A 16,047-nucleotide genomic window follows, 5' to 3' on the forward strand; every position below is an offset into this window, starting at 1 on the left:
GTGTATTTAAAGCTTAAACTGATTAACCGTTTTGTTTAAGGCAACAGCAAGGTCGCTTAAATCGCGCGCTTCATCTGCTAAAATGTGTGCGTGATCTGCGGTGCTGTTTACTAAGCCATTAATTGCTGCAAGGCTAGTATTAATGTCCTCTGCGACAACGGTTTGTTGCTCAGTTGAAGTGGCAATTTGGTGGCTTTGGTCTTGCACTTTAGTTACCGACTGAGCAATGTTTTGTAATGAACTTAGCACTTCTTTTGTTTGCGATACTGAGCCTTCAGTTTGCTCTTGCCCTTGTAGCATCATTACCGACGCTTGTTGGGCAATTTGCTGTAAGCGAGAAATCATATTACGGATATCGTCTGTTGATTCTTGCGTACGGCTTGCCAGTGAACGTACTTCATCGGCAACTACCGCAAAACCACGGCCATGCTCACCTGCTCGCGCAGCTTCAATGGCGGCATTTAGAGCAAGTAAGTTGGTTTGATCGGCAATGGAGTTAATTACATCCACCAATGCACCAATGTTATTACTTTCTTGTTCAAGTCCTGCTACCACTTTAGATGCTTCACCTATGTGTAGCGCAAGTTCGGTCATCACACGTTGTGCTTGAGTTGAGCGGTCAGCCCCTTCGGCAGTAATGGCTTGTACTTCTTCGGCGGCGCTGTTGGTATGCTGTGCGTTACGCGATATTTCAAGTACAGTGCTGGCCATTTCGGTCACGGCGGCACTAACGCTGTCTACTTGTTGTTTTTCTTGCTGTATTTCGGTGTTGGTTTGAGCAGACACGTTTTTAAGTTGCGCTGCGGCATTGGTTAACTGCTCAGCTTGTGCGGCTGTTTCTAACATCATGGCGCGCAGCTTATCAATGAATGTATTCATGTGATTGGCAAGCTGGCCGACCTCATCCTGGCTGGTAATATTAATCTTTTGAGTTAAATCGCCTTCGCCCGATGCAATATCACGCATTATATTAGTTAAGGTGGTAATAGGCTGCGAGATCATGTGGGTTGCCCATAATATCATCGCTAGAATGATCACTAAAATAATCACCACTGCGGTGATTGTGGTGGTAACCGCCTCATTAACGGGGGCTTCAATCATGCTGGTTGGGATCAGTATACCTACATACCAATCTAGATAAGGTTGCTCTAGTTGTAAGCGATGGTACACCACATAATACTCTTCTCCTTTTAAGGTCACCAATTGACTGCCTTCGAGGTTATTACGCATTTGTGCGTTAAGCTCTGTAAAGCCTGAAGTATTATTAAACTGGCTTTCAAGGCCATCTAGCCCTTCTTTACCTTTAGGGCCTTCGTCGGTGTTAGACAGCTTATGGCCGGTAGCATTTGAAAAGTGTACAACCTTTTGATTGCCATCAAGTAAAAAGCCATAGCCTTGGCCGTTAAAGCGAATACCTTCAACCATATCGTTGATTTTATTAAGCTGTAAATCAACGCCGCCCATACCAATAAGTTTACGCTGTGCGTTGTATACCGGCTGTTGTACAACTGCTGAGGCAACCCCAGTGGTTAAATCGACCGATATAGGGCCTACGTAAAGTTTATTAATTTGCAGGGCTTCTTGCCACCAACCACGTTTATAGGCGTAGTAAGGTTGGCCATTGTAATGACTGGTACGCTCGTTTTCTTTAAAGTATTCACCGGTGGTTGCTGATGCGAAAAACGCCGACAGTACATTTTCGTCATTTGAGCTAATGCGTACAAAGTCTTGATTAACTTCGTTGTAGCCGGGGGCATTTTTAATCGGCTGATCGCGAGTATCCCAATTTTCAAAAAAATTAACTAAATGCGGGTTATTAACAAACGTAGAAACCAGCTTGCCATACTTTGCAAAGTAGCTTTGCATTGAAAGTTGTTCGCTTTGTAGGTAGCTTTGAGCTTCGCGCTCAATGTTTACTCTGGAAAGGTTAGCGATGTGATTTACAAAAAATGTTGAAGCAATAATTAGCAAAATGGTGATGGTGCCACCAATCAATAATAATATTTTCTTCCGTAATGATAAATTATTTAGCATAAGTGCACGTATTATTGTTTTTTAGTAGGTTGTATCTAATCATATCTTACTTTAAATCTCTATGAAGTTAGATAAAAAGCACTAATTATGCGTTTAAAATGAAGGGTTATGCAAAAATGGAAACAAAAGCTAATAAATTAGTAGTATTAGGCGCAGGCTGGTTGGGTCATACTTTGTGCCTACAAGCTAAACAGGCGGGTTGGCAGGTACAAGGTACGCATAGAAGTGATCAGCACACAGACGATTTTCAGCGTCAATTTGTCTTGATTGATGGGCAACTAATACACCAAATAGATTTACACGATGCTTACTGGGTGTGTGCAATCCCCCCACGAAGCAGACACAGTGAAAGTAACTACCCAGAAACACTAAGCGCTGCACTTTCACTTTCTAAACAATTAAATGCAAAGGGCTTTATTTTGTGCTCATCTACCGGTGTGTACGACCAAGAGCCGGGTGTTTACACTGAAAGCAGTGAAATAAGTTGTACCAATGAGCGACAAATAAAACTATACGATGGCGAAGAAAAGGTGCTTGAGCAAGATGGTAAAGTACTGCGTTTAGCAGGGTTATTAGGGCCTAACCGCGAGCCGGGGCGCTTTGTTGCTGGTAAAGAATTAAATTCATCGAGCCAGCAGGTGGTTAATATGGTGCATCAACAAGATGTGATAAACGCCATTTTTGCGGTAATAGAAAACTATAATTCGGGGCAAAATATTTATAACGTGGTAAATCCATCGCACCCAACTAAAGCGAATTATTATGCACAAAAGTGTGCAGAGCATGGCGGCGAAATGCCAACCTTTACCAGTAATGAAAGTGCTGAGCGCAAAGTACTTGGCTCAGCAATTGAAGCGTTAGGCTTTAGCTATCAGCATGGAATTTAAAATGCGATGGTAGTGGGTTGTGGTGAATAAAGTCGCACAATGCCCCTTGTGCTAAAAGCGTATTGGTTGCGTCTATATCGGGGGCAAAGTAGCGGTCTTTATCGTAGTAACTTACATGCTCGCGCAGCAGAGCTTTTGCTTTTTCTACTTGCGGTGAAGGTTTAAGTGGGGCTCTAAACTCAAGCCCTTGAGCAGCTCCAAGCCATTCAATTGCTAATACCCCGCGGGTGTTATTGGCCATTTCCTTTAAGCGCCTTGCTGCAAAGGTTGCCATAGAGACATGATCTTCTTGATTTGCTGATGTTGGCAGGCTGTCTACCGAGGCGGGATGAGCAAGCGATTTGTTCTCGGAGGCAAGCGCAGCTGCGGTTACTTGTGCAATCATAAAACCTGAGTTAACTCCGCCGTTTTCAACTAAAAAAGGTGGCAGTGTAGAGAGGTTTGAATCAATAAGTAGCGCGATTCTTCGCTCTGCCAGCGCGCCTATTTCGGCAATCGCAATGGCTAAGTTATCAGCTGCCATAGCAACGGGCTCTGCATGAAAGTTACCACCAGATATAATATCGCCCACATCGGCAAATACCAGCGGGTTATCGGTAACGCCGTTTGATTCACATAACAACACTTCTGCGGCGTGGCGTATTTGTGTTAAACACGCGCCGAGTACCTGAGGTTGGCAGCGAAGGCAGTAAGGGTCTTGCACTTTTTCGCAGTTTACGTGAGATTGGCTAATTTGTGATTCAGTACTAAGTAGCTCTCTAAATACACTGGCCGTATCAATTTGGCCGCGTTGCCCCCGTATTTCGTGAATGCGTGCATCAAAGGGCGCACGGCTACCCATTGCGGCTTCCATGCTAATAGAGCCTATAACACAGCTTTGTGCATATAAATCTTCTGCTTTGAAAAGCCCTTGTAACGCAAACGCGGTAGAGGCTTGTGTACCATTTAACAGTGCCAGCCCTTCTTTTGCGCCTAATGTAAGAGGTGAAAGATTGGCAATTTTCAGCCCTTGAGCAGCACTTATAATTTCACCTTTGTGGCGCATGTTGCCTTCACCTAATAGTGGAAGGCACATATGAGCAAGAGGCGCTAAATCGCCCGAAGCACCCACAGACCCTTTTTGTGGCACGCACGGGTACACTTCACTGCCCAGTAGTTGCATAAAAAATGCGATCACCTCTAGGCGTATCCCTGAGTAGCCCCGAGACAAAGAGTTTACTTTTAAGGTCATCATTAGTCTTACAGTGCTGTCGTCCATGAACTCCCCAATACCGGCAGCATGCGAAAGCACAATACTGCGCTGCAGTAGCTCAAGCTCGTCATCTGCTATTTTTGTATTGGCTAATAAGCCAAAGCCGGTGTTAATACCGTACACCGTTTGGCGTTTGTTTATTACGTTTTGAACAGTTTGTGCACTGGCCGCTATTTGTGTACTGGCGCCATCGACTAAGTTAAGTGTGACAGCAGAGTCATTAATTTTTCTTAGGGTGCTTAAATCTAACTGCCCTGGTGTGAGAGTGTGTGAAATCATGACTATTCCTTGTTTAGCATAGGGAGATCTAGATGGTGCTCTTGCGCGCAATTTTTAGCGATGTCGTAGCCTGCATCAGCATGGCGCATAACGCCGGTAGCAGGGTCGTTCCAAAGCACACGAGCGATGCGTTGCGCGGCTTGTTCACTACCATCAGCAACAATAACCACGCCTGCGTGCTGGCTAAAGCCCATGCCCACTCCGCCGCCATGGTGCAGCGACACCCACGTTGCGCCACCCGCAGTATTAAGCAAAGCATTAAGTAACGGCCAGTCAGAAACGGCGTCTGAACCATCTTGCATACTTTCGGTTTCACGGTTGGGGCTTGCTACAGAGCCAGAGTCGAGATGATCGCGACCAATTACAACCGGCGCTTTAAGCTCGCCATTTTTAACCATGTCGTTAAAGGCCAGTGCAAGGCGAGCTCGGTTTTTTAAACCAACCCAGCATATACGCGCTGGCAAACCCTGAAATTGAATGCGCTCACGCGCCATATCAAGCCAGTTATGTAAGTGAGTATCTTCTGGGATAAGCTCTTTCACTTTTGCATCGGTTTTATAAATGTCTTCGGGGTCGCCCGAAAGCGCAACCCATCTAAATGGGCCAATTCCTTCACAGAATAACGGACGGATATAAGCAGGCACAAAGCCCGGAAAATCAAATGCGTTGGTAACGCCTTCTTCAAATGCCATTTGGCGAATGTTATTGCCATAGTCGGTAGTGGCAGCACCGGCTTTTTGAAGTGCTAGCATGGCTTTTACTTGCACCGCCATAGATTGTTTAGCGGTTTTAACCACTGCCTGTGGGTTTTGTTCTCGCATTTTTGCTGCGTGTTGCATGCTCCAACCTTGCGGTAGGTAGCCGTTGAGTGGGTCGTGCGCTGAGGTTTGGTCGGTCACTATATCAGGGGTAATATTACTGTTTGCCAGTGCAGTAAAAATATCGGCAGCGTTACCTAATAAGCCTACCGATAACGCCTTGCCTTTAATGCAAGCATCGGTAACTAGCTCAAGCGCGTGCTCAAGTGTCGTGGCTTTTACATCAACGTAGCCGGTTTTAATTCGAAAATCGATACGGGTTTCGTCGCATTCCACAACTAATGCGCTAAAACCTGCCATCGTCGCGGCGAGTGGTTGGGCACCTCCCATACCGCCAAGGCCTGCTGTTAAAACCCATTTACCTTTTGCATTACCGCCAAAGTGTTGTTTTGCCATTGCTACAAAGGTTTCGTAAGTGCCTTGCACTATGCCTTGTGAGCCAATATAAATCCAAGAGCCCGCGGTCATTTGCCCATACATCATTAAGCCTTTTTTATCGAGCTCATTAAAGTGCTCCCAATTTGCCCAATGTGGCACCAGGTTAGAATTAGCAATGAGAACGCGCGGCGCGTTTTCGTGTGTTTTAAATACGCCCACGGGCTTACCCGATTGCACAAGCAGGGTTTCGTCGTTTTCGAGCCTATCAAGGGTTTCAATTATTTTATCAAAGCTTGGCCAGTCTCTTGCCGCACGGCCAATACCGCCATATACCACTAACGCGTGAGGGTGCTCTGCCACATCAGGGTCTAAATTGTTCATTAACATGCGTTTAGCGGCTTCTGTTTGCCAACTTTTAGCGCTAATTTTATCGCCATGAGGCGCGCGGATTTCTCGGTGTGTGTCGAGCCGGTTGTTCATGAATTTCTCCTGTTGTATATACAAGATGGTCAGCTACAAAAAAACGCCCTTGAGCGTTACGTTGTTATTATTTTTTAAATGTTAAGTGCCCGCCCAAACGGTATTTACTGCCCGGTGATACTAAGCGAGCAAAGCTTACTATGCCTTTTGTAGACCAAGTACGACGAATAACCTGTAAGCAGGGCTCTTCGTTATACAGGTTAAGCCATTGGCACATTTGCGAGTTGGGCATAACCGCTTCCACTGTGTGGCGCGCTTGTGTGAGCGGCGCTACCCTCGATAAGTATTCATGCGGGGTGAGGGCGCTAAAGTCTTGTTGTAAATAACCCGCGGCTAAAGCTGGGTTTACAAATCGCTCTTCAACTTGCAGTGGTTTGTCGTTCTCATTGTGTACAAGCACACTGCGATACACCACGCTATCTACTTCAACGCCAAGCGCAATGGCTATGGGTGCTACCGCATTGATTGATTCAAGCACCTGCACACTACAGCTGTATTGCCCGTTACGTTCTTTTACTTCATCGGCTATGTTTTTAATTTCAAGTAGTGACGACTGCGATTTAAAACTGGCTACAAACGTACCTAACCCTTGGCTGCGCGTTAAAATACCGGCATCTGTTAATTCGCTCAGTGCACGTCGTGCGGTCATACGGCTTACAGAAAATTGGCTGCTAAGCTCATTTTCTGAAGGGACACGTTGGTTTTCTTGCCATGCGCCATTTTTTATTTTATCGACAATAAATTGTTTAATTTGTGCAAATTTAGGTGTGGTCATTACTATTATTAGCTGTACTTAAAATAAACTATTTAATAAAGATGGCATAATTATCTTGTATATACAAGGTGTATTGTTAGACTGTATTTTAAGCGCATTAGGGAGCTAAGTATGCAAAATAAAACAACGGGTTACGCCTTAGAAGATCTCGACTTATTACTGACTGATGCCAACATAGCAACCATGGATAGCACAATTGATGCACCTTATGGGGCTATAGAAAATGCGGCACTGGCGATTAAAAACGGCGAAATTGTATGGTTAGGTGAGCAATCAAACTTACCCAGTTTTGATGCCTTTGCTACCCCTACATTAAGTATTAAAGGGCAATGGATAACGCCTGGGCTTATTGATTGCCATACACATTTAATATTTGCAGGCTCCCGAGCTGAGGAATTTGAGCAGCGCTTACAAGGTGTAAGCTATGAACAAATAGCTGCGCAAGGCGGCGGTATAGCCAGTACCGTTAAGGCCACTCGCGCGGCAGATCATGAGCAGTTATTTGTTGATGCAAAAGATCGCTTAAACACTTTACTTGCCGAGGGCGTAACGACTGCTGAGATAAAGTCGGGATACGGGCTTGATGTTGAAAACGAAATAAAAATTTTAGAAGTGGCGCGTTTGCTTAATGAGCATCACCCTATTGATATTAAAACCACGTTTTTAGGTGCTCATGCGCTACCCCCTGAATACAAAGGCCGTGCAGATGAATACATTGATTTAGTATGTACGCAGATGCTTGAGCAGGTAGTGGCTAATAACCTTGCCGATGCTGTGGATGTATTTTGTGAAAATGTAGGCTTTAGTCTTGCACAAACAAAACAAGTGTTTGATGCAGCTACAAAACATAACTTGCCGGTAAAATGCCATGCTGAGCAGCTTTCTAATCAGCAGGGCGCACAGCTGGTGGCTGAGTATAAAGGCCTTTCAGCTGATCATATTGAGTACCTTGATGAAAACGGCGTAAAAGCCATGGCAGAGGCTGGCACTGTGGCTGTTTTATTACCTGGGGCTTTTTATTTTTTACGAGAAACACAGCTTCCTCCCATCGATTTGCTGCAAAAATACAATGTGCCTATTGCTATTGCCAGTGACTTTAACCCAGGCACCTCGCCTTTATGTTCTGTGCATTTAATGATGAACATGGCATGTACTTTATTTAGGCTCACCCCTGAGCAGGCCCTTGCGGGAGTAACCCGCAATGCAGCGCAGGCACTAGGTTTAAAAGACAGAGGCGTGCTAAAGGTTGGAGCAAGGGCTGATATTGCGCACTGGCAAATAGGTCACCCTGCACAATTAAGTTACCAATTTGGCGTAAATAAACTGTTAAATCTATGGATTTTGGGTAGAATTAATTAGTTTGTATTATTTTTGTCCATATTTAACATGCTTTTATTAAATTTTATTGCTAATGGAGTGGCGTAAGCTTGAGTATTTTGACTGACAGTAACTTTCCAATATTTTTTAGCGGCGCGCTGTTAATGGCGATGGTCGCTACGTTATTTGCGGTTAAAAATACCAGTATTAAATTTAGTTACTTATGTACAGGCGCTGTCGGTTTAGCCATTTTAAGTAGCGGGGCTGCTTGGTTAGCAATATTGCTCGCTTTTGGTTTTTGCTTTCATTTATGGCAAGCGTTTGAGCGTAATAGTTGGAGCATGATTATCACAAGCGCCGTTTCAGGGTTGCTATTTGTGGTGTTGTTTTCAGCGCATTTACTCATGGACGTGCCCCTATTTTGGGTGGTGGTGGCTATTATTCTGCTAGCGGTTGTAGGGCTAATGAGCGAGGAAGAAGAGCCTAAAGTTGAAGATTCGCATAACATTAATGAGCCTGAGCCGTACCAAGATGACTCTCCTCTTGCTGCATTTGCAGATAAACAGCAGTTACGCCAGGGCTATTACAGCTGGTGTAAAGAAAAACAGCTAGAAGCAGCACTGGTGATTATTCGTCTAGAAGGGTTTGAGCAAGTTAATCAGCACATAGGCAGAGATTTTGGGGATTTGTTGTTGGCACAATCAGCCAACAGAATAAAAGACTTACTAAATAACGACAATGTGATTGATTTAGGTAGCCAAGAAAAATTGGCGCATTTAGGCGGTCTTAACTTTGCCTTTATTTGCAGCTTAGCTGTGCACAAACATAGCCATGAGCACATCATTGAGCAAATTATTGGCGCAACACTTAAACCGTTTAACGTTGCTAATTGTACCGTAGAGGTAAAAGCAAGGGCGAGTTACGTTAATTGCGATGAGCAAGACGCTAACTTTGATAACTTAGTATCGTGTGCATACTTAGCCCTTGATAGTCAGCCTAAAAAAGCAGTGGTTGTGTACCATCAACAAATGATGGTTGAGCAACTTGAGCAGCAAGCCCGTTTAAAAGAGCTGGCTAATATTGATTTTGTAAGCGAGCTTGAGCTTTATTTTCAGCCTATTATCCGCAATGACGACGGCCAAATTGAGTTTTTAGAGCTTCTGTTGCGTTGGCAGCACCCTCAACAAGGTATTTTATCTGCCCACCGATTTATTGATGATATTCATATTGCGGGTTTAGCTTACCCACTGGCTAAATTTGTTATAGAGCGAGCTGCAGAGCTTGCCATGGCACTTCGCATCGAGGGAATTGCTATACCGCTGAGCATTAACTTATTTGGCCCCGAAATGCTTAACGAAGAGTTTGTTGAGTTTGTAGATAGTGTGGTGAGTGAGCACAACTTACAACACGGAGATTTAATTGTCGAATGCCCGCTGCATATATTCACAGATTTAGATAATAAGGGCCGTGCGATGATTGCCCGATTAAATAATATAGGCTTAAAAATATGCGTTGATGGGTTAGGCGATAACCCCATTGTTCTTTCTAAGCTGCCAAATCTAGCTGTTGAATACATTAAGGTAGCGCCATCGCTTACTGCAGATTTTAGCAATCAAAATAATATACGCAGCCTAGTAGGCGGTATGGTTGAAATGCATAACCAACAAAATACCAAGGTTATTTTTGAGGGCGTTGAAACCTTAGACCAATTAAAGTTTGTAAAAAGTTTAAAAGCGCACGCAGCACAAGGTTATTATTTTGGCCACCCGTTAAGCAGCATTGGCTTAATGAGTTGGCTAAAGCAGTGGCAGGCCCACCAAACACAATAAGTTATGCCCAGCTGCAATAATTATTTTGTAAGGAAAATTCTGCAATTAGCTGCGATAGAATTACTCACTTATGAGCATATAGCGTGCAAAAGTGAGTTATACACCTGCCAATAGTAAGCTCAATTAACTCACCATTTTTAGCTAAGCTAGTAAGGCAATTTGGTGGCCTTAAATATGCAGCGGTTAATTAAGCTAATTAAAATTAACGCGTTTTTGCATGTAAGTAGGCATTAACTAATGCACTAATAATTTGCCCACAGCTTTGCATACCTGCTGTTAACCCAGCTGGGTGATTTAGCGGTGCAGCTTCACACAAATGTAGGTAGCGGGCGGTGCTGTGTTTTGCTGTTAAATACACATAATGCTCAGCATCACTAACGCTAAAGCCGCAGCATGTATACGCGCTAGCCGGTAAAAATGAAATACTGTCTAAGTCGAGTTCAATGCCAAGTGGCGCATTATTAAACGTTGCTAAGGCGTGCTGTACGGCATCGGTTAGTGATATTTCTCGGCGTATATTAATAGCTTGATAGCTGTGATAACTACATTGATTTTGTGCGATTAAGTCAAAAATGGCTTGGTTATTTTTTTGCTCATGCAGGCCAATAATATGATATTGCTGCAATGCATTTTTCTTCAAAGCATAGCTAAAACCATTGCCGCTGTGGCGACCTTCGCAAGGCCGTAAATCTGCATGGGGATCAAAATTTATAGCGTTAACTGAGGCCCCACTATGTTTGCTTAAAGCACTGAGTATGCCAAAGCTATTATTGTGCCCACCGCCGATAATAATAGGCTCAAGGCCCGCATTAAATATAAACGTTAATACCGCCTCTACTCGCTCATCTATTGTTGCGCATAGTTTGCGTAGTTGAGCCAGCTCTTCAGCATGCTGGTTATTTAAGCCTTGCGCTTGCGCCATTACATCATCAACGTCAATTTCGCCTAACAGCAATACCTGCTGGGTCGCGTTAAACTGGTTAACTGGTTGGTTCAAAAAGTATTGTAAAAAAGCGGGCCAAGCTTGGTGTGAGCCGCCATTGCCTAAGTTAGCGCGAGGGCCTATATCTTCACATATACCAATTAATACGTAGCGAATACCAAATTGCGCTGCATCGTTAAGGGCTTGTTGTACATTTACATGGGTGTCTAATAGGGCAACAGACTGCCAGGTTTTCGTTTCGTTAACGCGTGTGGAGCAGTAGGGTTTAACGGCGTTTTCATCATACACTTTTAAGGTAGGGTGCACTGTGTTGAATCCGTATTGAGCAGCAAAAGTTATTCGTGGTGGCGTAAGCAGTGCTCTATTGAGCACTGCTTGTTACTTTATTCTTCGATAACTTCTAGTTCAAGTTCTTCTGCTGATAATACAATGCCAGTACTATCTGCATAGATAAAATCGTCATCAAAAAACGACACACCAGCAAAGTTAACGCCAATACCATCTTCACCAGCGCCTTCGCTGTCGGCGGCAACAGGAATTGAAGCAATCGCTTGAATACCTAAATCAATTTCTTCTAACTCATCTACATGACGCACAGCACCAAATACAATAATGCCGTTCCAGTTGTTATCAAGCGCAAGCTCTGCAAGTTCAATGTCGATAAGGGCGCGTCGTGTTGAGCCACCACCATCGATAAGTAGTACTTGATCAGTACCGTCTTGTGAGAGTATTTCACGGATCAGTTCATTATTTTCAAAACATTTAACCGTTTTAATTCGGCCGCCAAACGTGTGTCGACCACCAAAGTTGATGAACATCGGTTCAAGCACGTCAACCACATCGGCAAAAAAGTCACATAAGTCAGAAGTGCTGTAATCCATTATTTTATCCTCAAAGGGTACATAAGTTACCCTCAGTATACCCTCCTTATATGCAATAACAACGACTTAATAGCAGTAAATTTATTCAAAAAATGCCGAAATTAGAAATGGCAACAATAGTGTCTTAAAAGCGTCACTCAATTGTTATTTTCTGCCACTAAGCTTTAACTGTGGTTAGATATTGTGCAGCTAAGGGTGAATAATGAACGACAATAACGTGCTTAAAAAAATGGCTCAAATGGATGAACAACTCTTTTTAACTCTGTTTAATTATAATTCACCCAAATGGCTGAAAACGGCTGCGCTTGGTTTATCTAAAAGTGGTAATGGTGGTTTATATTTACTTATGTGTGGCGCTGTTTGGTGGCTAAGTGCCAATGATCAGCATCAGTTATTGCCAATATCGGTGTTACTGGGGTTTGCAATTGAAAGGCCTATTTATTTTTTAGCAAAACGTAGCTTCGGCCGAATCCGCCCCTGTGATTGCTTAGTCAGTAATGCGTATATTGTGCCTAGTGACAAATTTAGTTTGCCTTCTGGGCACAGTGCAGCAGCATTTTTAGTTGCGGTAATATTGAGTCACTTTTTTGCAGAGTATGCGTGGCTTTGGTTTAGTTGGGCATCGGGGGTGGCGGTTTCTCGCGTAGTATTAGGCGTACATTTTCCGGCAGATATAATAATAGGCGCCGTTATTGGCAGTTCATGTGGTTTATTTGCGCTAGCTTTGGTGGTGCCTGTATGAAGATATTATACGGCATACAAGGCACAGGTAATGGCCACATTACGCGCGCCCGTGTTATGGCAAGCTGTTTTAAAGAGTTAGGTATAGATGTAGATTACGTTTTTTCAGGACGCCCTGAAAAAGACTACTTTGATATGCAGGACTTTGCTGATTACAAAACGTTTCGTGGGTTATCGTTTAGCACTAAAAACGGCCAAGTAAAAAGCTATCAAACATTAAAAAATGCCCGTGTGTGTAAGTTAGTTAACGATATAAAATCATTTAATGTAAAAAAATACGATTTTGTCTTAAATGACTTTGAGCCTATTTCAGCCTGGGCGGCAAAGCGTGCAGGCGTGCCTGTAGTTGGTATTAGTCACCAAGCGGCTTTTTTATCTAATAGCGTGCCTATGTTTGGCCGTGGTTTATTTAGAAAATCTCTCATTAAGCACTACGCGCCAGCAAGCACCTATTTAGGCGTACATTGGCAGCCCTTTGCAGATAATATTATACCGCCCTTTATTGCAAACCATGACCATGGCAATCCTGTCGCCGTTATGAATAAAGTGCTGGTGTATTTGCCCTTTGAGAACCTCGACAACATTATTGATTATCTAAAGGACTTCCCAGAAAAAGAGTTTTACTGTTACCACCCGCATGCGCAGAATAAATCCCTCGGGCATATTCATTTGCGCACTCCTTCACGAGCGGGGTTTTTAAACGACTTAGCAAATACCAGTGGCGTAATTGGTAATGCAGGCTTTGAGCTGGCAAGTGAGGCCTTAAAGCTTGGGAAAAAATTATTACTTAAACCTCTTGATGGTCAGTTTGAACAAGATGCAAATGCACAAACATTGCGGGCGATGAAAATGGCCCATGTAATGAATTATTTAAACCCGCAAGCGCTGGATGATTGGAATAGTGCCCCGCAAAACAAACAAATTAATTTTCCCAGTGATCCTGCCCCTTTGGTTAAATGGCTACTTAATAAACAGTGGCATGACACTCACTCATTGCATAAAGATTTATGGGGTAATGTTAATCTAAAAGCATGAGTTATATGTATAAAAAGTTAATAAAAAACTTAATGTAAAGCGCCAGAACGTACTACACTATTAGTGCATATTAAATATAGGTGTTTTCAATGAATTTTTTACAAAACTTAACCATTAAAAGGCGTTTGCAACTTAATGCAGTGGTAGTCGGTCTGGCAATGGTCATTTTGTTGTGTGTGGTAATTTATGAGTCACGCGTAACACTCAATCTGAATAAAACAATTCAGCTTGCAGAAGAGCTCAACGTACATGCACTAGAGCTTAGAAAGCATGAAAAAAACTTTCTTTTTTACAAGCAGCAGGAAGCACTTACATCATTTGATAAGGATTTTAAACAGCTAAGCACTAAAATCAAAAAGCTGCAGGAGGTAATGCAACAGCAGGGCATTACCACAGCGCAAATTGAGCATTTTCATACGCTTATTACTAACTACAATAACAGTTTTTCAGAGGTTGTTAGGTTACAGCAACAGATAGGTTTAAACCCTAAAGATGGGTTATATGGCAAGCTCAGAACTGCAGTGCACGAAGTTGAGGTGCTATTAAAAGAGCAAGATAACTTTGAGCTTTTATCGGCAATGCTACAGCTGCGACGCGCTGAGAAAGATTTTATGCTGCGCTTTGATGCAAAATACTTAACTCGCTTTAACGAACTTATTAGTACGTTTAAACAAAAAATTACCCAAGCTGATTTGCAAAGTAGTTATAAGTCGCAAATAAGCCCTTTAATAGATACGTATCAAAGTGCTTTTCAAAATCTTGTAAAGGCACAAACGCAGTTAGGGCTCGATTTAGACTCTGGTGCACTAGGCGTTATGCGTATTAACGTAGAAAAAAGCGATCAGGTTGTTGGTCAAATTGTTGAGTCAACCAAGCTGGAAGTTGAGAAAAGCGTTGACCAAGCGCAGTTTATTGCCATCGTTGTATTTGTTATTTCGGGCATTATAGTGTTGGCGCTGGTGTACTTTACTAGCCACTCGATTATTGTGCCTATTGAGCGGGTATATCACACCATAAACGACATACGCCGTAATAACGACTTAAGCGTAATGATAGAGCAAACAGGTAATGATGAAGTTACCATTATGACCTCGGACTTTAATAGTTTAATAGGCGATTTTAAAAACCTCATAAACGAAGTGAATACCGCGCTTAATACGTTAAATGTGGCAACAGAGCACTTATCTGAAAGTACCTCTGCAACAAGTTCAGGCATGCAAGAGCAGTTACACGAAGCGGATATGGTTGCCACTGCGGCTACGCAAATGCAGGCAACGATTCAAGATATTTCTCATAATACCGAAGCTGCCGCTAAAAAAGCAGAGTCAACCAATTTAAGCGCGCAGCAAGGGCGTAATGAAGTAGACTCTACGGTTAAGCACATACGCGATTTGTCTTCGTCGTTAGGTAACGCATCAAGTGTGGTATCGCAACTTGAAAAAGACGGTGAAACCATAGGCTCAGTGCTCGATGTAATCAGAGGCATTGCAGAGCAAACCAATTTACTCGCATTGAATGCTGCGATAGAAGCCGCTCGTGCTGGTGAGCAAGGGCGAGGTTTTGCTGTTGTGGCGGACGAAGTACGCTCGCTTGCGCAACGTACACAAGAGTCTACCAGTGAAATTGAAGGCATTATTAATACGCTTCAGCAGCGCACGCAAGAGGTAGTAAGTATTATGCATCAATGTCGCTCGCAAGGTGATGAAAGTGCTTCACAAGCTATTAAAGCGGGTGATTTACTCGGTGCTATTACCGAAGATGTGCAAACCATAATGGAAATGAGTACTCAAATTGCCGTTGCTATTGATGAGCAAAGTCAGGTGGCATCAGAGGTGAACAAAAATGTAGTACGCATCAGAGACATTGCCCAAGATGCCTCTGAGCATGCAGTTAATAATGCGCAAACCAGTGAAGAAGTCTCTGAACAAGCGCGCGTATTATTTGCGGCTATTGATAAATTTAAAGTGTAATACAGTGTAGCGTTTAAAAAGCCAATAAGGTTTAAGGAACAAACTTTATTGGTACGCTATCTTTGTTTTGTTCGTGCTCGGCAAGACGCGCTTGGTATTTATCCCACAAGGTTTCGTGCTGCGCTTGTAGTGTTTCAAAGTAGCTCCAGCTAAATAGCCCGCTGTTATGGCCATCATCAAAGTCTAATCTCAGTGCGTAATGCCCCACCGGTACAATCTTTTTTATACCAACATGCTGTTTATTAAGTACCAACCTCATTGGCTCTGCACCATGCCCTTGCACTTCGGCCGAGGGAGAGTGAACGCGTAAAAACTCGCAGCTAAATACAGCCATACTGTCATCATCAAAGTAAACATCTAGGTTTTTACTCACGCTATGATAATGCACTTTTGTTACGTGTTTCATTTTATATGTCCCATTAAAAAGC

The 16,047-nt window shown here is 43.2% G+C and carries 13 protein-coding genes; 6 read left to right on the forward strand and 7 right to left on the reverse strand.

Translation table 11 applies throughout. From position 1 onward, the window contains the following. Nucleotides 1–6 precede the first annotated feature (6 nt). Nucleotides 7–2,034, reverse strand: coding sequence for a methyl-accepting chemotaxis protein (locus PAT01_RS02285; protein WP_154944610.1), 2,028 nt, complete (start codon nucleotides 2,032–2,034; stop codon nucleotides 7–9). A gap of 116 nt (nucleotides 2,035–2,150) precedes the next feature. Here PAT01_RS02285 and PAT01_RS02290 point away from each other — a divergent pair, with 116 nt between their 5' ends. Then, entirely contained in the window at nucleotides 2,151–2,921 is a 771-nt protein-coding gene (locus tag PAT01_RS02290) for a Rossmann-fold NAD(P)-binding domain-containing protein (protein WP_029773385.1), read from the forward strand. Here PAT01_RS02290 and hutH read toward each other — a convergent pair. The 3 genes from hutH to hutC all read right to left on the reverse strand — a co-directional run bounded on the left by hutH (nucleotide 2,899) and on the right by hutC (nucleotide 6,903). Beyond that, nucleotides 2,899–4,452 (reverse strand): histidine ammonia-lyase, encoded by a 1,554-nt coding sequence (gene hutH, locus PAT01_RS02295; RefSeq protein ID WP_154944612.1) that lies wholly within the window; start codon nucleotides 4,450–4,452, stop codon nucleotides 2,899–2,901. The genes PAT01_RS02290 and hutH overlap by 23 nt on opposite strands. Before the next feature lie 2 nt (nucleotides 4,453–4,454). Continuing rightward, nucleotides 4,455–6,128 carry a urocanate hydratase gene (gene hutU, locus PAT01_RS02300; protein WP_154944614.1) on the reverse strand — a complete coding sequence of 558 codons (1,674 nt, stop codon included), beginning with the start codon at nucleotides 6,126–6,128 and terminating at the stop codon, nucleotides 4,455–4,457. A 67-nt stretch (nucleotides 6,129–6,195) separates the two neighbouring features. Then, nucleotides 6,196–6,903, reverse strand: a complete 708-nt coding sequence (gene hutC / locus PAT01_RS02305; RefSeq protein WP_154944617.1) for a histidine utilization repressor — start codon at nucleotides 6,901–6,903, stop codon at nucleotides 6,196–6,198. A 111-nt stretch (nucleotides 6,904–7,014) separates the two neighbouring features. Between hutC and hutI the strand changes: the two genes are divergently transcribed. Both hutI and PAT01_RS02315 read left to right on the forward strand, forming a co-directional pair. Further along, on the forward strand, nucleotides 7,015–8,262 hold the full coding sequence (gene hutI, locus PAT01_RS02310; protein WP_154944619.1) for an imidazolonepropionase: 1,248 nt from the start codon (nucleotides 7,015–7,017) through the stop codon (nucleotides 8,260–8,262). Between the two features lie 122 nt (nucleotides 8,263–8,384). Continuing rightward, nucleotides 8,385–10,049: a GGDEF domain-containing phosphodiesterase gene (locus PAT01_RS02315; RefSeq protein WP_154944688.1), complete on the forward strand. Its 1,665-nt coding sequence runs from the start codon at nucleotides 8,385–8,387 to the stop codon at nucleotides 10,047–10,049. Nucleotides 10,050–10,251: 202 nt separating this feature from the next. Here PAT01_RS02315 and PAT01_RS02320 read toward each other — a convergent pair whose 3' ends face one another. Together PAT01_RS02320 and rraA are read right to left on the reverse strand one after the other, a co-directional pair. After that, nucleotides 10,252–11,298 carry a formimidoylglutamase gene (locus PAT01_RS02320; RefSeq protein WP_154944690.1) on the reverse strand — a complete coding sequence of 349 codons (1,047 nt, stop codon included), beginning with the start codon at nucleotides 11,296–11,298 and terminating at the stop codon, nucleotides 10,252–10,254. A gap of 77 nt (nucleotides 11,299–11,375) precedes the next feature. After that, nucleotides 11,376–11,873 carry a ribonuclease E activity regulator RraA gene (rraA, locus tag PAT01_RS02325; protein ID WP_004589330.1) on the reverse strand — a complete coding sequence of 166 codons (498 nt, stop codon included), beginning with the start codon at nucleotides 11,871–11,873 and terminating at the stop codon, nucleotides 11,376–11,378. A 202-nt stretch (nucleotides 11,874–12,075) separates the two neighbouring features. Here rraA and PAT01_RS02330 point away from each other — a divergent pair, with 202 nt between their 5' ends. The 3 genes from PAT01_RS02330 (at nucleotide 12,076) to PAT01_RS02340 (ending at nucleotide 15,619) form a co-directional block, all read left to right on the forward strand. Next, a complete protein-coding gene (locus tag PAT01_RS02330; protein WP_138577695.1) occupies nucleotides 12,076–12,615 on the forward strand; it encodes a phosphatase PAP2 family protein in 540 nt (179 codons plus the stop codon). Beyond that, a complete protein-coding gene (locus PAT01_RS02335) occupies nucleotides 12,612–13,649 on the forward strand; it encodes an MJ1255/VC2487 family glycosyltransferase (protein WP_138577697.1) in 1,038 nt (345 codons plus the stop codon). The genes PAT01_RS02330 and PAT01_RS02335 overlap by 4 nt, the downstream gene beginning before the upstream one ends. A gap of 89 nt (nucleotides 13,650–13,738) precedes the next feature. After that, nucleotides 13,739–15,619 (forward strand): methyl-accepting chemotaxis protein, encoded by a 1,881-nt coding sequence (locus tag PAT01_RS02340; RefSeq protein ID WP_138577699.1) that lies wholly within the window; start codon nucleotides 13,739–13,741, stop codon nucleotides 15,617–15,619. Between the two features lie 31 nt (nucleotides 15,620–15,650). On the opposite strand, the gene PAT01_RS02345 is transcribed toward PAT01_RS02340, so the two are convergent. Next, complete coding sequence (locus tag PAT01_RS02345) at nucleotides 15,651–16,025, reverse strand: gamma-butyrobetaine hydroxylase family protein (protein WP_138577701.1); 375 nt, start codon at nucleotides 16,023–16,025, stop codon at nucleotides 15,651–15,653. Between the last annotated feature and the right edge of the window lie 22 nt (nucleotides 16,026–16,047).

The organism is Pseudoalteromonas atlantica (assembly GCA_007988745.1).
Lineage (GTDB): Bacteria > Pseudomonadota > Gammaproteobacteria > Enterobacterales > Alteromonadaceae > Pseudoalteromonas > Pseudoalteromonas atlantica.